This window comes from Caulobacter mirabilis, assembly GCF_002749615.1.
GTDB lineage: Bacteria > Pseudomonadota > Alphaproteobacteria > Caulobacterales > Caulobacteraceae > Caulobacter > Caulobacter mirabilis.
The window spans coordinates 3750332-3765465 of sequence record NZ_CP024201.1 but is presented as its reverse complement, the minus strand read 5'-3'; the positions used below and the strand labels follow the sequence as shown (position 1 = coordinate 3765465).

General features: G+C 68.7%; 16 protein-coding genes and 1 tRNA gene. 9 read left to right on the top strand and 8 right to left on the bottom strand.

Annotated features, from left to right (window positions below; genetic code table 11):
• Positions 1-41: 41 nt before the first annotated feature.
• The 3 genes from CSW64_RS17835 (at position 42) to CSW64_RS17825 (ending at position 4866) form a co-directional block, all read left to right on the top strand.
• Entirely contained in the window at positions 42-1565 is a 1524-nt protein-coding gene (locus tag CSW64_RS17835; RefSeq protein WP_099623361.1) for an FAD-dependent monooxygenase, read from the top strand.
• A 158-nt stretch (positions 1566-1723) separates the two neighbouring features.
• Complete coding sequence (locus CSW64_RS17830) at positions 1724-3496, top strand: type I secretion system permease/ATPase (protein ID WP_245863758.1); 1773 nt, start codon at positions 1724-1726, stop codon at positions 3494-3496.
• Between the two features lie 89 nt (positions 3497-3585).
• Positions 3586-4866 carry an HlyD family type I secretion periplasmic adaptor subunit gene (locus CSW64_RS17825; RefSeq protein WP_245863757.1) on the top strand — a complete coding sequence of 427 codons (1281 nt, stop codon included), beginning with the start codon at positions 3586-3588 and terminating at the stop codon, positions 4864-4866.
• A gap of 8 nt (positions 4867-4874) precedes the next feature.
• Here CSW64_RS17825 and CSW64_RS17820 read toward each other — a convergent pair whose 3' ends face one another.
• Together CSW64_RS17820 and CSW64_RS17815 are read right to left on the bottom strand one after the other, a co-directional pair.
• Positions 4875-6917: a calcium-binding protein gene (locus tag CSW64_RS17820; protein WP_099623358.1), complete on the bottom strand. Its 2043-nt coding sequence runs from the start codon at positions 6915-6917 to the stop codon at positions 4875-4877.
• 189 nt (positions 6918-7106) lie between these two features.
• A tRNA-Ser gene (locus CSW64_RS17815) sits at positions 7107-7196 on the bottom strand.
• Positions 7197-7349: 153 nt separating this feature from the next.
• Here CSW64_RS17815 and msrA point away from each other — a divergent pair.
• Together msrA and CSW64_RS17805 are read left to right on the top strand one after the other, a co-directional pair.
• Positions 7350-8003 carry a peptide-methionine (S)-S-oxide reductase MsrA gene (gene msrA / locus CSW64_RS17810; protein ID WP_099623357.1) on the top strand — a complete coding sequence of 218 codons (654 nt, stop codon included), beginning with the start codon at positions 7350-7352 and terminating at the stop codon, positions 8001-8003.
• Positions 8000-8344 carry an MmcQ/YjbR family DNA-binding protein gene (locus tag CSW64_RS17805; protein ID WP_099623356.1) on the top strand — a complete coding sequence of 115 codons (345 nt, stop codon included), beginning with the start codon at positions 8000-8002 and terminating at the stop codon, positions 8342-8344. Before msrA ends, CSW64_RS17805 begins: the two co-directional genes overlap by 4 nt.
• Here CSW64_RS17805 and CSW64_RS17800 read toward each other — a convergent pair.
• Positions 8330-9052: a DUF599 family protein gene (locus CSW64_RS17800; RefSeq protein ID WP_245863756.1), complete on the bottom strand. Its 723-nt coding sequence runs from the start codon at positions 9050-9052 to the stop codon at positions 8330-8332. The two genes, CSW64_RS17805 and CSW64_RS17800, sit on opposite strands and share 15 nt — an antisense overlap.
• Positions 9053-9083: 31 nt before the next feature.
• Complete coding sequence (locus CSW64_RS17795) at positions 9084-10418, bottom strand: MFS transporter (protein ID WP_099623355.1); 1335 nt, start codon at positions 10416-10418, stop codon at positions 9084-9086.
• Between the two features lie 120 nt (positions 10419-10538).
• Between CSW64_RS17795 and CSW64_RS17790 the strand changes: the two genes are divergently transcribed.
• A complete protein-coding gene (locus tag CSW64_RS17790; RefSeq protein ID WP_099623354.1) occupies positions 10539-10862 on the top strand; it encodes an antibiotic biosynthesis monooxygenase family protein in 324 nt (107 codons plus the stop codon).
• Here the strand turns inward: CSW64_RS17790 and CSW64_RS17785 are convergent.
• The 4 genes from CSW64_RS17785 to CSW64_RS17770 all read right to left on the bottom strand — a co-directional run bounded on the left by CSW64_RS17785 (position 10859) and on the right by CSW64_RS17770 (position 12220).
• Positions 10859-11323 (bottom strand): DUF2867 domain-containing protein, encoded by a 465-nt coding sequence (locus tag CSW64_RS17785; RefSeq protein ID WP_099623353.1) that lies wholly within the window; start codon positions 11321-11323, stop codon positions 10859-10861. The two genes, CSW64_RS17790 and CSW64_RS17785, sit on opposite strands and share 4 nt — an antisense overlap.
• Positions 11324-11382: 59 nt before the next feature.
• Positions 11383-11559 carry a YegP family protein gene (locus CSW64_RS17780; protein WP_099623352.1) on the bottom strand — a complete coding sequence of 59 codons (177 nt, stop codon included), beginning with the start codon at positions 11557-11559 and terminating at the stop codon, positions 11383-11385.
• Between the two features lie 93 nt (positions 11560-11652).
• The gene (locus CSW64_RS17775) at positions 11653-12036 is read right to left on the bottom strand and encodes a DUF983 domain-containing protein (RefSeq protein WP_099623351.1); all 384 of its coding nucleotides are present in this window, start codon (positions 12034-12036) and stop codon (positions 11653-11655) included.
• A 49-nt stretch (positions 12037-12085) separates the two neighbouring features.
• Complete coding sequence (locus CSW64_RS17770; RefSeq protein ID WP_099623350.1) at positions 12086-12220, bottom strand: entericidin A/B family lipoprotein; 135 nt, start codon at positions 12218-12220, stop codon at positions 12086-12088.
• A gap of 387 nt (positions 12221-12607) precedes the next feature.
• Here CSW64_RS17770 and CSW64_RS17765 point away from each other — a divergent pair, with 387 nt between their 5' ends.
• From CSW64_RS17765 to CSW64_RS17755, 3 genes are read left to right on the top strand one after another with little or no spacing between them, the layout of a single operon-like run.
• Positions 12608-14059, top strand: coding sequence for a L,D-transpeptidase family protein (locus CSW64_RS17765; protein WP_099623349.1), 1452 nt, complete (start codon positions 12608-12610; stop codon positions 14057-14059).
• A complete protein-coding gene (locus CSW64_RS17760) occupies positions 14056-14748 on the top strand; it encodes a peptidoglycan L,D-endopeptidase MepK (RefSeq protein ID WP_216361204.1) in 693 nt (230 codons plus the stop codon). The genes CSW64_RS17765 and CSW64_RS17760 overlap by 4 nt, the downstream gene beginning before the upstream one ends.
• A 7-nt stretch (positions 14749-14755) precedes the next feature.
• Positions 14756-15085 (top strand): hypothetical protein, encoded by a 330-nt coding sequence (locus tag CSW64_RS17755; protein WP_099623348.1) that lies wholly within the window; start codon positions 14756-14758, stop codon positions 15083-15085.
• The last annotated feature ends 49 nt before the right edge of the window (positions 15086-15134 follow it).

The window sequence follows — 15134 nt, the reverse complement described above, 5'->3', positions numbered from 1 at the left end:
TTGTGCCGACCGCGGTCGACGCCCCTATCGAAGAAGCCGCCATGACCCATGACGTCCTGATCGCCGGAGCGGGCCCCGTGGGCCTGTTCCTCGCCTGTGAACTGCGCCTCGCCGGCGCTTCGGTGCTGGTGCTGGAACAGGCCGAGGAACCGGGTTCCCCGCTGAAACGACTCCCGTTCGGGCTGCGCGGCCTGTCGGCGCCGACCCTCGAGGCTTTCCACCGGCGGGGTCTTCTGGACGAGGTCGCAGCGTTGCAAGGCGGCCGAAGCGGAGCGCCGGCGCCCCACTGGGCCGGCCAGGCGCGCCGGCCGGGCGGCCATTTCGCCGGCATCCAGTTCCTCCAGGACGACGTTGATCCCTCGACATGGCCGTACCGCCTGCCGAGCCCGGCGGGCGTCAGCCTGGCCGTCGACATGGAGGGGCTCGAGACTGTCTTGGCCCTGCGCGCGGCTGCCCTCGGGGTCGAGATCCAGCGCGGCTTCACAGTCGAGGCGGTTGAACCGTCGGATGACGGCGTGGTCGTCCGCGCCGGCGACGCAACCTTCCATGGCGGCTGGCTGGTCGGATGTGACGGGGGCCGCAGCACGGTCCGCAAGGTCTGCGGTTTCGACTTCATCGGCACCGACCCGGAGTTCACCGGCTATTCGGTCGAGGTCGAGCTGGCCGATCCGGAGGCGCTTCCGCCGGGTCGTCACTACACGCCGACGGGCATGTTCACCTACGCCCGCCCAGGGACAATCGCGATGACCGACTTCGATGGCGGAGCCTTTCATCGCACCCAGCCGGCGACGCTGGAGCATGTGCAGGCGGTCCTCAGGCGCGTTTCCGGCGTCGATGTCGTGGTGACCGGCCTTCGGCAGGCCACGACCTGGACGGATCGCGCCTTTCAGGCGACGGCCTACCGCAAAGGCCGAGTGCTGCTGGCGGGCGACGCCGCGCACATCCATTCGCCGCTGGGCGGTCAGGGTCTCAACCTCGGGCTTGGCGATGCGATGAACCTGGGCTGGAAGCTGGCCGCCACCATCCGCGGCGACGCGCCCGGGGGCCTGCTCGACAGCTACTTCGCCGAGCGCAGTCCGGCGGGCGCGCAGATTCTCGACTGGTCGCGCGCCCAGGTCGCGCTGATGCGGCCGAGCCCCAGTTCCCGGGCTCTCGAAGCCGTCATCCGCGATCTGATCGCCACGCGCGACGGGGCGACCTATTTCGCCGAGCGCGTTTGGGGCGTGTCGCTCCGCTACGGCCTCGGCGATGATCATCCGCTGGTCGGCCGCAGCGCGCCGGACTTCGAACTGACGGACGGAACGCGGCTGGGCGTGTTGCTCAGGAGCGGCAGGGGCCTCCTGCTGGACTTCGAGGCGCAGACGTCCCTGCAGGACCTGTCCGACGGCTGGATCGGCCGGATCAACTACGTCGCCGGCGAAGCTCGGAACAGGTTGGGCCTGAGCGCCGTGCTCGTCCGACCCGATGGCGTCGTGGCCTGGGCGGGCGAGGGAGGTCTGGATCCCGACGCGTTTGCCGCGGCTGCGTCGCAATGGTTCGGCGACGGAGCAGCCCGACGTCGGTGACGTGCCGCTGACCGATGCTATCCTGGACGGAGCCGGCGGTGCGATACCGTCTCCATGGATAACCGTCGCGTGGCTCAGCCTTGTTGAAGCATCTTTCGTCCGACAAGCCGGGAACAGAACCTCTGGCCGAAGCCCTGAGAGCCTGTCGACCGCACCTGTTGTGGGCCGCGGTGTTCTCCGCGTTCGTAAACCTGCTCTATCTGACGCCGACCCTGTACATGATGCAGGTCTATGACCGGGTCGTGCCGACGGGCGGTTTGACGACGCTGGCGCTGGTCACGATCGTCGCCCTATTCGCCCTCGCCGCCCTGGCCGCGCTGGACTGGTTGCGAGGGCGGCTGATGTTGCGAGCCGGGCTCCGTCTTGACCGGCTTCTGTCGAGCAAGGTGCTGGCGAGGGTTGTCGACCTACAGACCAGGTCGCCGAACACTCTGGCTCTGCGTGAGTTCGATCAGGTGCGCGGCGCCATAGGCGGCCAGGGAATGCTGGCCCTGTTCGACGCGCCCTGGACGCCGATCTACCTGTTGTGCTGCTTCCTGATCCACCCCGCCATTGGACTGCTGACGCTCGTCGGCGGCGGGCTGCTGTTCCTCTTGGCGTGGCTGAACGAACGCGACACCCGGCCACGACTGAAGAAGGCCATCCAGTCGCAGAACCTCGCCTACGCGGCCCTGGAAGGAGTCGCCGGCCAGGCCGAGATCGTCCGCGCTCTGGGCATGCGGCAGTCGTCCATCGCACGGCAGGTCGAGCAACGCCGTCTGGCGACCGCCGCCCAGGCAGACGCCCAGCTGGCGGGCGGTCGCTACGCGGGAGCGATCAAGTTCCTGCGCCTGATCCTGCAGTCGGCCGTCCTGGCGCTGGCGGCCTATCTGGCGGTGAACAACGAAATTTCAGCCGGCGCCATCATCGCCTCGTCCGTGTTGCTCAGTCGCGCGGTCGCGCCGATCGAACTGCTGGTCGGGGCCTGGCCCAGTCTCGTTCAGGCGGCCAGCAGCTGGAAGGTGCTCACCGAGCTGTTCGTCGACACCGCGGCGGTCGAGCGTGAGCGAACCCTGCTGCCGGACCCGCTGGGCAGGGTTCAGGTTGAAGGCGTGCTGGTGAAGTTTCCGGACACGGAACAACCGCAGCTGCAAGGAGTCTCCTTCACGCTCACGCCTGGAACGACGCTCGGGATCATGGGGGCCAGCGGCTCGGGCAAGACGACTCTGGCCCGTGTGATCGTTGGCGCGCTGCACCCCCAGGCCGGAGCAGTCCGTCTCGATGGCGCAAAGTACGAGGCCCGAGAAGGCGACGAGCTGGCGCGCTGGATCGGCTATCTGCCGCAGGCTCCCAGCCTGTTCGCGGGCTCGATCAAGGAGAACATATCGCGTTTCTCCGCTGCTGCCGGGCTTTCGCCCGATGTCGCGGACCGCGGCGCCGTGAAGGCCGCCGTCGCGGCGGGCGCACACGAACTGATCCAGCGTTTGCCGCGGGGCTATGACACGGTCCTCGGCCCGAGAGGCCAAGGCCTGTCCGCGGGGCAGGCGCAGCGGATCGCCCTGGCTCGCGCGCTTTACAACGACCCGGTGCTGCTGGTGCTGGACGAGCCCAATTCCAACCTGGATCAGGAGGGCGAGGTCTCGCTCATGCGGGCGATCAGTGGAGCAAAGGCGCGCGGGGCGACGGTGATCGTCGTCGCACATCGGGCGAGCGTCCTGACGAGGATGGATCGCCTGCTCGTGATGCGGGACGGCCGAGTTCAGTTTGAGGGCCCCCGCGAGCAGGTCCTGGAGAAACTGCGCGCGAGCGCAGGCCGACGGAACGGGCCCTCCGCTGCCGCGAGTGAACCGGTCCCGTCGACACGCCAGGCGCCCCTCCAGCCGGAGCCGTTGGAGCAGGCGGCGTCGGCGCGGGACCGGACCGCCGCCAAGGCCTCGCGGCGCGCCCAATGACCGAAGTCACGTCCCGGGCTCCCGCGCCAATGATCGCCGCGTCCTCTCCGCTTCCAGCGGCGCCGGCGCCTATGTCGGATTCGCCGCGTTTGGAGCTGTTGCTCGGCGGCGCCGTCATAGTGGCGTTCTTCGTGTTTTTTCTCGGGTGGGCCGCCTTGGCGCCGCTGGACGCGGGCGCCTATGCCGAAGGTCAGATCGCCGTCTCCGGAAATCGTCAGGCGGTGCAGCATCGCGAGGGCGGCGTGGTCACGGCCCTGCATGTCGCAGAGGGTGACTCGGTCCGGCGGGGGCAAGTCCTGTTGCGGCTGGCGTCCGGCGAGCTGAGAGCGGTCGAGCGAGGAGCGGCCAGCCAGGCCTACGCCTTGATCGCTCAAAGGGCGCGCCTGACCGCGGAACGCGACCGACTGGAGGCTATCCCGACGCCTGCGGAATTCGGCGACCTGTCGGGAGACGATCTCGTTCTGGCGCGTGAATCCCTGCGTATTCAGCGGTTGCAGTTCGATGCGCGGCGCAGCGGGCGTTCGACCGAAACGGGCGTCCTGAACCAACGCGTGGCGCAGCTGAACGAGCAGATCGGGGGCTACGAGCGGCAGATGGTCTCGAACCGTGATCAGCAGCGGCTGATCCAGGAAGAGCTGACGGGCATGCGCCGTCTGGCGGCTCAAGGGTATGCGCCTCTGACGCGTGTTCGCGCCCTGGAGCGAGCCTCGGTCCAACTGGACGGTGAGCTCGGTTCGTTGAAGTCCCAGGTCGCGCGCTCGCGGGAAGCGATCGGCGAGGCTCGTTTGCAGGCGTCAGCCGTGTCGACGCGGATGAACGAGGAGGTCGCGGATCAGTTGCGCCAGATCGACGTGCAGCTGAACGAACTCCGGCCCCGGATCGCTGAGCTGAGAGCCCAGATCGCACGGACCGAGGTGCGCGCGCCGGCCTCGGGCGCAGTCGTCGGTCTTACGGTCTTCACTCCGGGCGGCGTCGTTCAGCCTGGGCAGACATTGATGGAAGTGGTGCCGCGCGACGCGTCCCAGGTGATCGTGGCCCGGGTCAATCCGAATGACGTCGACAATCTGCAGGTCGGCATGAGCACGGAAGTGCGGTTCCCCGGCCTTCGGGAAGCAAACCCGCCGACGATCCGGGGACGGCTGGTCCGGATTTCGGCCGACAGCTTCACCGTCGAACGGACGGGCGCCGCCTACTACAGGGTCGAAATCGTCATCCCGGCGTCCGAGCTCAAGGCCCTCGGCCGGGCGGCCGACTCGCTGCGACCAGGCGCTCCGGTGGAGGCGGTCATCCTGCTGAGGAAGAGAACGGCGCTGGCCTATCTGCTTGAACCGCTGACGAAGAGCCTCTGGCGATCGGGCGGCGAGCAGTAGGCCGCGCCCTATCCAAAGGCGAAGTCACCGGCGTTCAGGTTCGCCAGCGATACGTTCTGCAGCGTGAGGAACTGCCCGCCTCCCACGTCGATCACAACGTCGCCGCCGATCTGGGTCATATGGGCCTGGACATCGGCGAAGGTCGTCCATCCCAGACCATTGAGCTGGATGACATCGCCCGAGGCTGCGCCGGCGGCGAAGTCAGCGACGACGTCCGAGCCCTCGTTCACGCGGTAGATGAACCGGTCATCGCCATCGCCGCCGTTCAGGCGGTCGTCGCCCAGGCCGCCCTCGATGACATCGTCGCCCGCCTCGCCGTAGACCAGATCGGCTCCGCTTCCGCCGTAGATGAAGTCGCCGTCGTCGCCGCCGATAATGCCGTCGTCGCCGTCGCTCCCGAACAGGGTGTCCGAGCCCGAGCCGCCGCGCAGCAGATCATCGCCGCTTCCGCCGTCCATGACGTCGCCGCCGTTGTCGCCGTTCAGAATGTCGTTGCCGGCCTCGCCGCTCAGGCTGTCGGCGCCGTCGCCGCCGGAAAGCGTGTCGCCGTCGGCGCCGCCGAACAAATAGTCGACGCCGTCGCCGCCATACAGGGTGTCCGCGCCGTCCAGGCCGTAGAGGATGTCGTTGTCGGCTCCGCCGTCCAGGGTGTCGTTGCCCGCGTCGCCGTACAGCTGATCGGCGCCCGCGCCGCCGGCGAGGCTGTCATCGCCGGCGTCGCCCCGGATCTGATCGTCGCCGTCGTCGCCGAACAGAGTGTCGCCGTCGTCGCCGCCGCTGATCGTGTCCGCGCCAAGACCGCCGAAGGCGACATCCTGGCCGCGACCGCCGGCGATGACGTCGTCGCCGCCTTCTCCGTACAGCCTGTCGTTGCCGTTCTCGCCGTCTATGCGGTCCCCGCCCGACCCGCCGCCGACGATGTCGTTGCCGCCACCGGCGAAGATGGCGTCGTTCCCGGCGCCGCCCCAGATCGAATCGCCTTCCCCTGGAAACATGGAGGAGGTGGTGAGGTCGCCGTAGATCACGTCGTTTCCATCGCCCCCGGCGAGAAAGTCGGCGAAGTCTCCGCCGAGGAGGAGATCGTCGCCGTCGCCGCCGTCGAGGCTGTTGCCGGAGGGCGGCATTCCGTCTTCCGATCGCTCGTCCAGGGTGTCGTTGCCGGCTCCGCCGAACAGGTAGTCAAATCCCTGTCCGCCGGACAGGCGATCATCGCCCTCGTCGCCATAGAGTTTGTCGACGCCTCGGCCGCCGAGAAGGAGATCGTTGCCGCCGCCGCCAGAAACCACATTTTCGGCGCTTCTGGGCAGACCAAGCGCCTGGATGGTGTTGTCGAGACCGTTCCCCGTGAGCACGCCCGATCCGATCAGGTTCTCCACGTCGATGAAGGTCTGCATGCGGCCGCCCCCGACGTCCTGGGGGCCGGTCTTGTTCAAATCGACCGTGAAGAACGTGCCGACGAGCTGCACCGTATCGACGCCGGACCCTCCATCCAGGATCAGGCCGTTGTAGTCGCCGGAATAGAGCAGGTCGTCGCCGGCGCCCCCGCTCAGCTGATCAACGGCGCTGCCGGAAGGGGTCCCGAACCGATCCCGGGGAGACAGCGTGTCGTTGCCGTCGCCGCCGTTGATGATGTCCGAGAGAAAGCCGCCCGTCAGGATGTCGCCGCCCGAGCCGCCGTTGATCGTCGTGCCCTCGAAGAAGAGGGTCGCCAGGTCGTCGAACGAGGCTCCGGCCGCGAACTGGCTGACTCTGGCGATGAGCTCGTTCACCGGGTTGCGCAGCTCCACTCCGGTGATCTGGCCGGTAAACGGCTCTGACGAGCCCGGCGGATTCGCGGTGAAGGGGCCGCCGGTGATCGTTAGCGTCCAGCCCTGGTAGCTCGCGGCGGCCGCCGTCCCGCTGATCACGACCTGGGTCGCGGTGATGCTGACCACCGTGTAACGCCCCGAGTCCGTGGTGAGGGCCGCAAGGAAGTTGCTCGTTGCGGGCGTCCCGTTGCTGTTCCGGCTGACGAAGACCGCTGGGGACATAAGGAAATCCAGCGTCGCCATGGCATGCTCCTCAGGGCGTAAAGGTAGCGCACCTCATCCGCCGTCGCGCTGAAAGGCAAGCGTCGCTGGGCGAGTTTTCATGCTGAAGCCGAAAGCGGGGCGCCGCCGGGCTGGAGCAACGGCGCTCTGAACGCTTCGACTCGCGGGGACTTGCGAAGCCGGCCCGTCTTGGAGGCGCGGGGCGGACCGTGGCGGTGAGAGAGGGATTCGAACCCTCGATAGAGTTTCCCCTATACACGCGTTCCAGGCGTGCGCCTTCAACCACTCGGCCACCTCACCAGCACCACCGAAGCGGGGACGGGTTGAAGGCCCCCGGCGCAGGAAGGCGCGCAATATACTCATGGGCCGATGCGGAGCAAGCGCCATCGGGATGCGATGAAATTTCGCGGCGACACGCCTATATCTGCGGGCGAAGCGTTCCGAGAGGACACCATGCTGTTCAGCAAGAAGACCCTGGACCTGCCGACCGCCGACACCGCCCTGCCGGGTCGGCCGCAGCCGATCCCCACCGCCACGACTCATTTCGTCAACGGCCGCCCGCTCAAGGGGCCCTGGCCCGATGGTCTGGAAGAAGCCGTGTTCGCCATGGGCTGTTTCTGGGGCGTCGAGCGGGTGTTCTGGCAGATCCCCGGCGTCTACAGCACGGCCGTCGGCTATGTCGCCGGGATCACGCCGAACCCGAGCTATGAGGAGGTCTGCAGCGGTCGCGCCGGCCATACCGAGGCGGTGCTGGTGGTTTATGACCCGAAGGTCGTGACCTATGAGACCCTGCTCAAGACGTTCTGGGAGAATCACGACCCGACCCAGGGCATGCGTCAGGGCAACGACATCGGCACCCAGTACCGCTCGGGCATCTATCCCGTGGACGACGCCCAGGCTGCGGCGGCCGTCGCCTCGAAGGAGGCCTACGAGCAGGCGCTGTCGAAGGTCCGGATGGGGCCGATCACTACCGAGATCGAGGCCGCCGGCCCGTTCTACTACGCCGAGGACTACCATCAGCAGTACCTGGCCAAGAATCCGAACGGCTACTGCGGGATCGGCGGCACCGGCGTGACCTGCCCGATCGGCGTCGGCGTCCAGGCATGACGCCGGCGGCCTTCGATGCGGTCTGCGCAGGCCTGCCGGGCGTCCGGATGGATGTCCAGTGGGGCGATGATCATGTCTGGAAGGTCGGCGACAAGATGTTCGCCGTCCGTGCGGCGAACGGCGGGAGCTTCAGCTTCAAGGCTTCGGACATCGCGTTCGAGGCCCTCACGGCGGAAGGGCCGGGCCGGCCGGCGCCCTATCTCGCTCGCGCCAAATGGGTGCGGTTCGACGACATGGCGACCCTCGACGATGACGAACTGGCCGACTGGCTGAGAACCGCGCACGGCCTGGTCGCCGCCAAGCTGACCCGGGCCAAGCGGCGCGAGCTAGGGATCGACTGAGCCGGTGTCGATCTGGCGGCGCAGGTCGCGGATGGCCTTGGCCGCCGGCGAATGGCGCTGCCGCCAGACCAGCAGGACGATGGCGCCCAGCGTCGCGGCGGTGAAGGCGATCGGGCCGAAGAGCCAGGCCGCGGCGGCGAGGGCGAAGTAGTAGCCGCGCACCCCGCGATTGAATGACGACAGCGCCGGGTTCAGCACCCGCGTCGCGGCGGCGGCGTAGGCGGCCTGGGTGCCGGGGTCCACGTTCTCGCCCTCCGGCGTCGCGCCCATGATCGCCAGGCTGTAGTTCATCTGGCGGATGGCCCAGATGAAGTCGAGCAGGCCGCGCGACAGCACCAGCATGACCAAGGCCAGCTGTCCCTCGAACAGCCAGCGGCTGGACGTCTTGATGACCTCCAGGCTGGACACGCTGCGGAAGGTGCTCTCGCCGCCGAACAGGGCGCCGGCGGCGGCGGCGATCAGCAGCAGGTTGGACGAGGCGAAGAAGGAGGCGGAGTTGAGCGCGTGGCCGAGCAGGTTGGCGTCCAGCAGCCGGATCTCCCGCGACGACATCTGGCCCATCCAGGCGCCGCGGATCACGGTCATGTCGCTGTTCAGCAGCGAGCCGCGCGCCAGCCGCTTGAACAGCGGCTCGTAGAACAGCCAGCACAGCACGAAGAACACAAAGACCACGAGGTCGAAGGGCGGCATGGACGGCAGCGACGGCATGGCGCGAGGTTAGCTCCCGAATCCCTTTGCGTCAGTCCTCGTGGATCAGGCTGTGTTTGCGGGTGTCCGGCAACAGGATGACGGTCACCAGCCCCACGGCCAGAATGGCGGTCGTATAGAGATAGAAGTGGCTCTCCACTCCCTCCTGCTTGAAATGCAGGGCCACCGCCTCGGCCGAGCCGCCGAACACCGCGTTGGCGATGGCGTAGGGCAGGGCGACGCCGAGCGCGCGGACATGGGCGGGGAACATCTCCGCCTTGAACAGTCCGGAGATGGCGCTGTAGCCGGACTGGAAGGTCAGGGCGATCATGATCAGGCCGAAGGCGGCCCAGGCGCTGGTCGCGCCGGCGATGGCGTTCATCAGCGGCCAGGTGGCGATCATCCCGCCGCCGTAGGCGAACAGCAGCAGCGGCTTGCGGCCGACCTTGTCCGAGATCCAGCCGAACAGGGGCTGCATCAGCATGAACACGAACAGGCAGGCGACCATGACCTGGCTGGCCGTCTCCTTGGAGAAGCCCGTCGTGTTGATGAGGAACTTCTGCATGTAGCTGGTGTAGACGTAGTAGGCGAGCGAGCCGCCGGCGGTCAGGCCCATGACCATCAGGGTCTGGCGCGGGTGCTTGAGGAACAGCAGCATCGTCTTGCCGCGCGCCTCGCCCGAGGCCTTGGCGTTCTCGAAGCCCTGGCTTTCGTGGATGCCGCGCCGGATCCAGAACACGATGACCGCCAGCGCCGCGCCGATGAAGAAGGGGATCCGCCAGCCCCAGGCCTTGAGGTCCGCCTCGGGCATCACGCCTTGCAGGATCACGACCAGGCCCTGGGCGCTCAGCGAGCCCGCGATCAGGGTCACGTACTGGAAGCTGGCCCAGAAGCCGCGGCGGTTGCGGCCGGCCATCTCGGACAGATAGGTGGCGCTGGCGCCGTATTCGCCGCCGACCGACAGGCCCTGCAGAATGCGGGCGCCGAGCAGGATCGCCGGGGCCAGGGCGCCGACCTGGGCGTAGGTGGGGGCCAGGCCGATGATGAGGCTGCCCAGGCACATCATGGCCACCGACAGGGTCAGGGCGGCGCGCCGGCCGGCCTTGTCGGCGTACATGCCCATCAGCCAGGCGCCGAGCGGCCGGGCCAGGAAGCCCACCGCCGACACCGCCGCGACCTTGAACAGCTGGGCCGTGGTGTCGCCTTCGGGGAAGAACTGGCTGGCGAAATAGACGGCGAAGAAGATGTAGACCGACCAGTCGTACCACTCGACCAGATTGCCGGCCGAGCCGCCGAGGATCGCCTTGAGCCTTTGGCCCGGCGTCAGGCCGGGCGGCGTCGGCCCTTCCGGCGTCTCGTCGATCGCACCCGTTTCCGTCGTCGCCATGCGGTTCCCCCGACCTTTGGAGCAAGGGTAGGCGAAGGCGGGGGCGGCTTACAATCGGCCCGTCGTCGGCGATCCCGGAAACCGCGCTAGAATAGGCGAACCACCATTCGGAGGCCGCCGATGTACGTCGCCGTCTATGCCTGGCGGGTCAAGCCGGGGCACGAGGAGCGTTTCCGCGAGGCTTGGCGGCGCGGGACCCGGCGCATCACCGAGATCTACGGCTCCTTTGGTTCGCGACTGCACAGGGCGAGCGACGGGCGGTTCATCGGCTACGCGGAATGGCCGGACGAGGCGACCTGGAAGGCGGCCTTTGACGCCAGGATGGTCTACGACGATCCCGAGGCGCGGGCGATGTTCGTAGACGCGCTGGAGGAGGACAGCCGTCCGGGCGAGCTTCTCGCCGCGATGGAGGTCACCGACGACCTGCTGACGCGGCGCGGCTAGGCGGCGTGGCGCGCCATGACCCGGCGGAGAATCCGCCGGTGGAACGGGGCGATCAGGGCGATGTAGGCGCGACCGGCCAGGCCGTGGCGGGCGACCAGCGTGGTCACGCGCAGATCGGGCGATGGGCCGCGGACCAGGGTGACGACGATGCGGAAGTCCAGGTGGCGATCATCCAGGCCAGCGACGATTTCGTCGGGCGTCTCTGACAGGATCGGGAAGCCGCCGTCGCCGAGGGTGAAGCCCCCGGTCTTGAGACCGACGAGTCGGGCCAGGCGGTTTCGCAGCGCCAGCAGGCGCTCGGGCCATCCGCCGCCCTGGCCGACCATGCCGTCCGCGGCCATCCGCGCGGTCGTCGCCGTGGTGGGGGTGATGAACGAGTCGCCCCAGTCCGCGCTCGGCAGCGCCGGGTGCGGCAGATGGAGCGGCGTCGAGAAGACGGCGGACGATCGAAGATGGGGCATAGGGCGGCGGCCTGGCCGCCGCTCCCGCCTGGACGGGAGCGGTCGGGGGGAAGGCGAGGCTAGGAGTTGTCCTCGGTCGGGGCGTCCGGACCGTTCTTCTTGATGGACTCGATGGCGTTCTGGGCGGACGACTTCGAGGTGTAGCCCTCGGTCGCGAAGATCACTTCGTTGTTGTACTTGAACCGGACCCGGAACTCGCCAGCCTTGTCCTTGTAGATCTCGAACTTGTGGGCCATAGGCCATCTCCCTTGAGGTTGGGAGGCTGACAGTCCGCCGCCGTCCGCGACGGTGTCAATCGGGCGTGTCCCCAAAAGCGCGTGAGTTACAATTCAGCCGTGCGCCGGATCGGGCCGGATGGCCCACAGCCCGCCGATGAAGGCGCCTTTGACGCGCGGCAACAGCAGCAGGATCAGGGTCGTGAGCGGGATCAGCGTCGCCGGCAGCACGATCCAGGGCGACACTTCCCAGATGAACGGGAACAGCAGCAGCGGCGCCACGATTAGGTGCCCGACCAGCAGGATGGTGAAATAGGCCGGACCGTCGTCGGCGCGATAGCCGGACAGGTCGTGGCCGCAGGCGGCGCAGGTCGGATTGACCTTCAGATAGCCGCGATAGAGGCCGCCTTCGCCGCAGTTGGGGCAGCGATGCTTCAGGCCGCGGACCAGGCCGGTCATGAACGGCCGGCGCTCGCTTTCGGCGGGGGGCTGGGACATGGCGGCCTATATGGCCTTTCGCGCCGCGACGCGAAAGGCCGATGCGGCGTTACTTGGCGTCCTTGGCGGTCCGTTCGACGGCGGTGCCGGCGGCCTTAACGTCCTTGCCGACGCCTTCGATGGTGTTGCAGGCGCCGGCCAGCAGGGCGGTCGCGGCGGCGGCGAGGACGATGATCTTGCGCATTTTGGGGGCTCCCGACTTGGACCGCGGCGACGCCGCGAGGACGGCGCGAATGTAGGCGGGCGCTCCCGCGTCGATCAATGCCTCGGAAGACACAGTCGGCGGTCGGCGGACGGCGACTGTTGCCGCGAATTCATGCCGTTTCCGCGTCCGATCCTGTATCTGCCGGCGGCCGGCGGGGAACTTCTCGGCCGGGCCTCCGTTGGTCACTGGGGCTGACGAACCGGGCGGTTCGGGGCGCGAGGAAGAGGCTTGTTCGTGAAATTCAGTCAGACGTGCGGGCGGGCCACACTCATCGAGGAATTTATCCCGCCCCTCGCTCAGTCCGCGCGGGCCGGCGCAAGCTCTGTTAACCTCCCGTGGCTGGACGTTAAGGGGTGTTCGAGGTCGATGTCGCATCTGACGGGCAAGGCCGCCGCGGGGCTCATGGCCGCGGGGCTGTTCGCGACCGCCGCCGTCACGCCGGTCCAGGCCCAGACCCCTCCGCCGACCTATCGCGTCGTGCCCGCGCCGGCCGCCCAGCCGCCGGCCCAGATCACGCTGCGTCCCGACCAGGCCGAGCTGCTGCGCCGGACCCTGGACGAGGCGGCGCTGCATGGCTTCGAGCCCGGTGAGTTCACGCCGCGCGGCGACAGCGACGCGGCCCTGGTCGAGGCGACCCTGCGCTACGCCAAGGCGGTGAAGACCGGCCGGCTCGACACGGCCAATTTCCGCGAGGACTGGGGACTGCGGCCGACGCCGTTCGACGCCCGGGGCGCGATGGCCAGGGCAGTGGCCGACGACCGCCTGGAAGACTGGCTGAAGAGCCTGCCGCCGCCGTATCCGGGCTACGAGACCCTGCAGATGGGCCTGGCCAACTATCGCGCCATGGCCGAGCGGGGCGGCTGGAAGACCCTGCCCGAAGGCGACAAGCTGGAAGTCGGCGCGGCCGGCCCGGCGGTCGACGCCCTGCGCGCGCGCCTCGCGGCCGAGGATCCGACGACGCCGGCCCAGCTGCCGCGTAATCCGGCGGGACAGTCGGTATTCGACGTCCAGCTCGCCGACGCTCTGAAGCGCGCCCAGAAGCGCATGGGCCTGCAGCCCGACGGCGCGCTGGGCCCGGCCACTCGCGCGGCCCTGAACGTCAGCGTCCAGCGCCGCATCGACCAGATCGTGGCCAACATGGAGCGGTGGCGCTGGCTGCCGTCGGCCATGCCGGCCAACCGGGTGCAGGTCAACGTCGCGGCCGGGGTCCTGACCCTGTTCCAGAACGATGTCCCGACCCTCTCGATGCGGGCGGTGACCGGCAAGCCGGGCGGCGGCGAGACTCCGCTGCTCAGCTCCGAGATCAACAGCATCGTCCTGAACCCGCCGTGGAACGTGCCGGCCGGCATCGCCGCCCGCGAGCTGTTCCCCAAGGGGCAGGCCTATCTCAACGCGAACAATTTCCGGGTCATCGACGGCCGACTGCAGCAGCGGCCGGGACCGGGCAGCGCGCTGGGCCTGGTGAAGTTCGACTTCCCGAACAACTACGCCGTCTATCTGCACGACACGCCCAGCAAGGGCGGCTTCACCCGCTACACCCGCCTGGCCAGCCACGGCTGCGTGCGGCTGGAGAAACCGTTCGCCCTGGCCCGCGCGATCATGGCCGGCGACCCGGAGTGGACGCCGGAGCGGATCGACGAGGTCGTGGCCGGCGGCAAGACCACCCGCGCAACGGTCGCCAATCCCGTGTCGGTCTATCTGCTGTACTGGACCGCCTATGTGACGCCCGACGGCCAGGTGAACTTCCGCCAGGATCCCTACGGCTGGGACGCGCTGCTGATCCAGCGCATCGCCGAGCAGCGGGGCCCCACGGCGTGACCGGGGACGACTGCCCCTGCTGCTCGGCGGCGGCGCTCGGACGGCGCCGGCTGCTGTCGCTGGGGCTAGGCGGCCTGGCCGCCGCGGCGTCCGCCCCGGTCCTGGCCCAGACGCCGACCGTCCCGGTCACGGCGACAGGGGCGGTCGACCCCGAGAACGCGCCGACCCCGCCGGGCTTCTCGCTGTCGCCGACGCCTCTGACGCCGCCGCCGGCCGGTCCGCGCCATCTGAAGTTCCGCCACCTGCACACCGACAAGGACCTCGACGTCGTCTATTGGGACAACGGCCGCTACGTCTGGGACGCGCTGCAGGCGGTGAACCAGCATCTGGCCGACTTCCGCACGCTGGAGGTCCATCCGATCGACGTGCGGCTGCTCGACATCCTGTTCACGCTGCAGGCGGCGACCGGCAGCGAGGAGCCCTACCGGATCGTCTCGGCCTTCCGCTCGGCGGCGACCAACGAGATGCTGGCCGACCAGAGCGCGGCGACCAACGCCGGGACCTCGCAGGTGGCCAAGAAGAGCCAGCACATGGAAGGCAAGGCGATCGACATGCGCCTGAACGACGTGTCGCTGACCGGCTTGCGCGATGCGGCGCTGGCGCTCAAGGGAGGCGGGGTGGGCTACTATCCCGACTCCGGCTTCATTCACGTGGATATCGGTCCGGTGCGGACCTGGCAGGGAACCTAAGAGAGACATGGCCGAGAAATCGAAGGGCGGCGGGGGCTTCTTCTGGCTGATCCTGGGGATGCTGCTGGGCATCGCCCTGACCCTGGGCGCGCTGCTGTTCTTCAACGCCGGACCAGCGCCGGAAGCCGAGGGGCCGTCGCCCGCCGACGAGGCCGCGGCGACCGCCGCCGCCGCGCCGCGGTCCGAACCGGCCCAGCTGCCGCCGCCGGCGGAAAAGAAGCCCGCGCCACCGCCTCAGCATGACGCTGGGATCGATCCGCATGGCGACGATCAGATCGCCGAGGACGCGGCCGCCGCCGGGATGACGTCGCGCACCCCTTCCCCCCGGCCCGAATAGGCGTACTGTAATAAAACTGACGCGTCGCGGCTGCGCGAGTCCTTAGCCG

What these genes read in the sequence shown, in the direction of transcription:
- CSW64_RS17835 (WP_099623361.1), top strand. Translation starts at nt 42, where the DNA reads ATGACCCATGACGTCCTGATCGCCGGAGCGGGCCCCGTGGGCCTGTTC.
- CSW64_RS17820 (WP_099623358.1), bottom strand. Translation starts at nt 6,917, where the DNA reads ATGGCGACGCTGGATTTCCTTATGTCCCCAGCGGTCTTCGTCAGCCGG.
- msrA (WP_099623357.1), top strand. Translation starts at nt 7,350, where the DNA reads ATGCTGTTCAGCAAGAAGACCCTGGACCTGCCGACCGCCGACACCGCC.
- CSW64_RS17805 (WP_099623356.1), top strand. Translation starts at nt 8,000, where the DNA reads ATGACGCCGGCGGCCTTCGATGCGGTCTGCGCAGGCCTGCCGGGCGTC.
- CSW64_RS17800 (WP_245863756.1), bottom strand. Translation starts at nt 9,052, where the DNA reads ATGCCGTCGCTGCCGTCCATGCCGCCCTTCGACCTCGTGGTCTTTGTG.
- CSW64_RS17795 (WP_099623355.1), bottom strand. Translation starts at nt 10,418, where the DNA reads ATGGCGACGACGGAAACGGGTGCGATCGACGAGACGCCGGAAGGGCCG.
- CSW64_RS17790 (WP_099623354.1), top strand. Translation starts at nt 10,539, where the DNA reads ATGTACGTCGCCGTCTATGCCTGGCGGGTCAAGCCGGGGCACGAGGAG.
- CSW64_RS17785 (WP_099623353.1), bottom strand. Translation starts at nt 11,323, where the DNA reads ATGCCCCATCTTCGATCGTCCGCCGTCTTCTCGACGCCGCTCCATCTG.
- CSW64_RS17780 (WP_099623352.1), bottom strand. Translation starts at nt 11,559, where the DNA reads ATGGCCCACAAGTTCGAGATCTACAAGGACAAGGCTGGCGAGTTCCGG.
- CSW64_RS17775 (WP_099623351.1), bottom strand. Translation starts at nt 12,036, where the DNA reads ATGTCCCAGCCCCCCGCCGAAAGCGAGCGCCGGCCGTTCATGACCGGC.
- CSW64_RS17770 (WP_099623350.1), bottom strand. Translation starts at nt 12,220, where the DNA reads ATGCGCAAGATCATCGTCCTCGCCGCCGCCGCGACCGCCCTGCTGGCC.
- CSW64_RS17765 (WP_099623349.1), top strand. Translation starts at nt 12,608, where the DNA reads ATGTCGCATCTGACGGGCAAGGCCGCCGCGGGGCTCATGGCCGCGGGG.
- CSW64_RS17755 (WP_099623348.1), top strand. Translation starts at nt 14,756, where the DNA reads ATGGCCGAGAAATCGAAGGGCGGCGGGGGCTTCTTCTGGCTGATCCTG.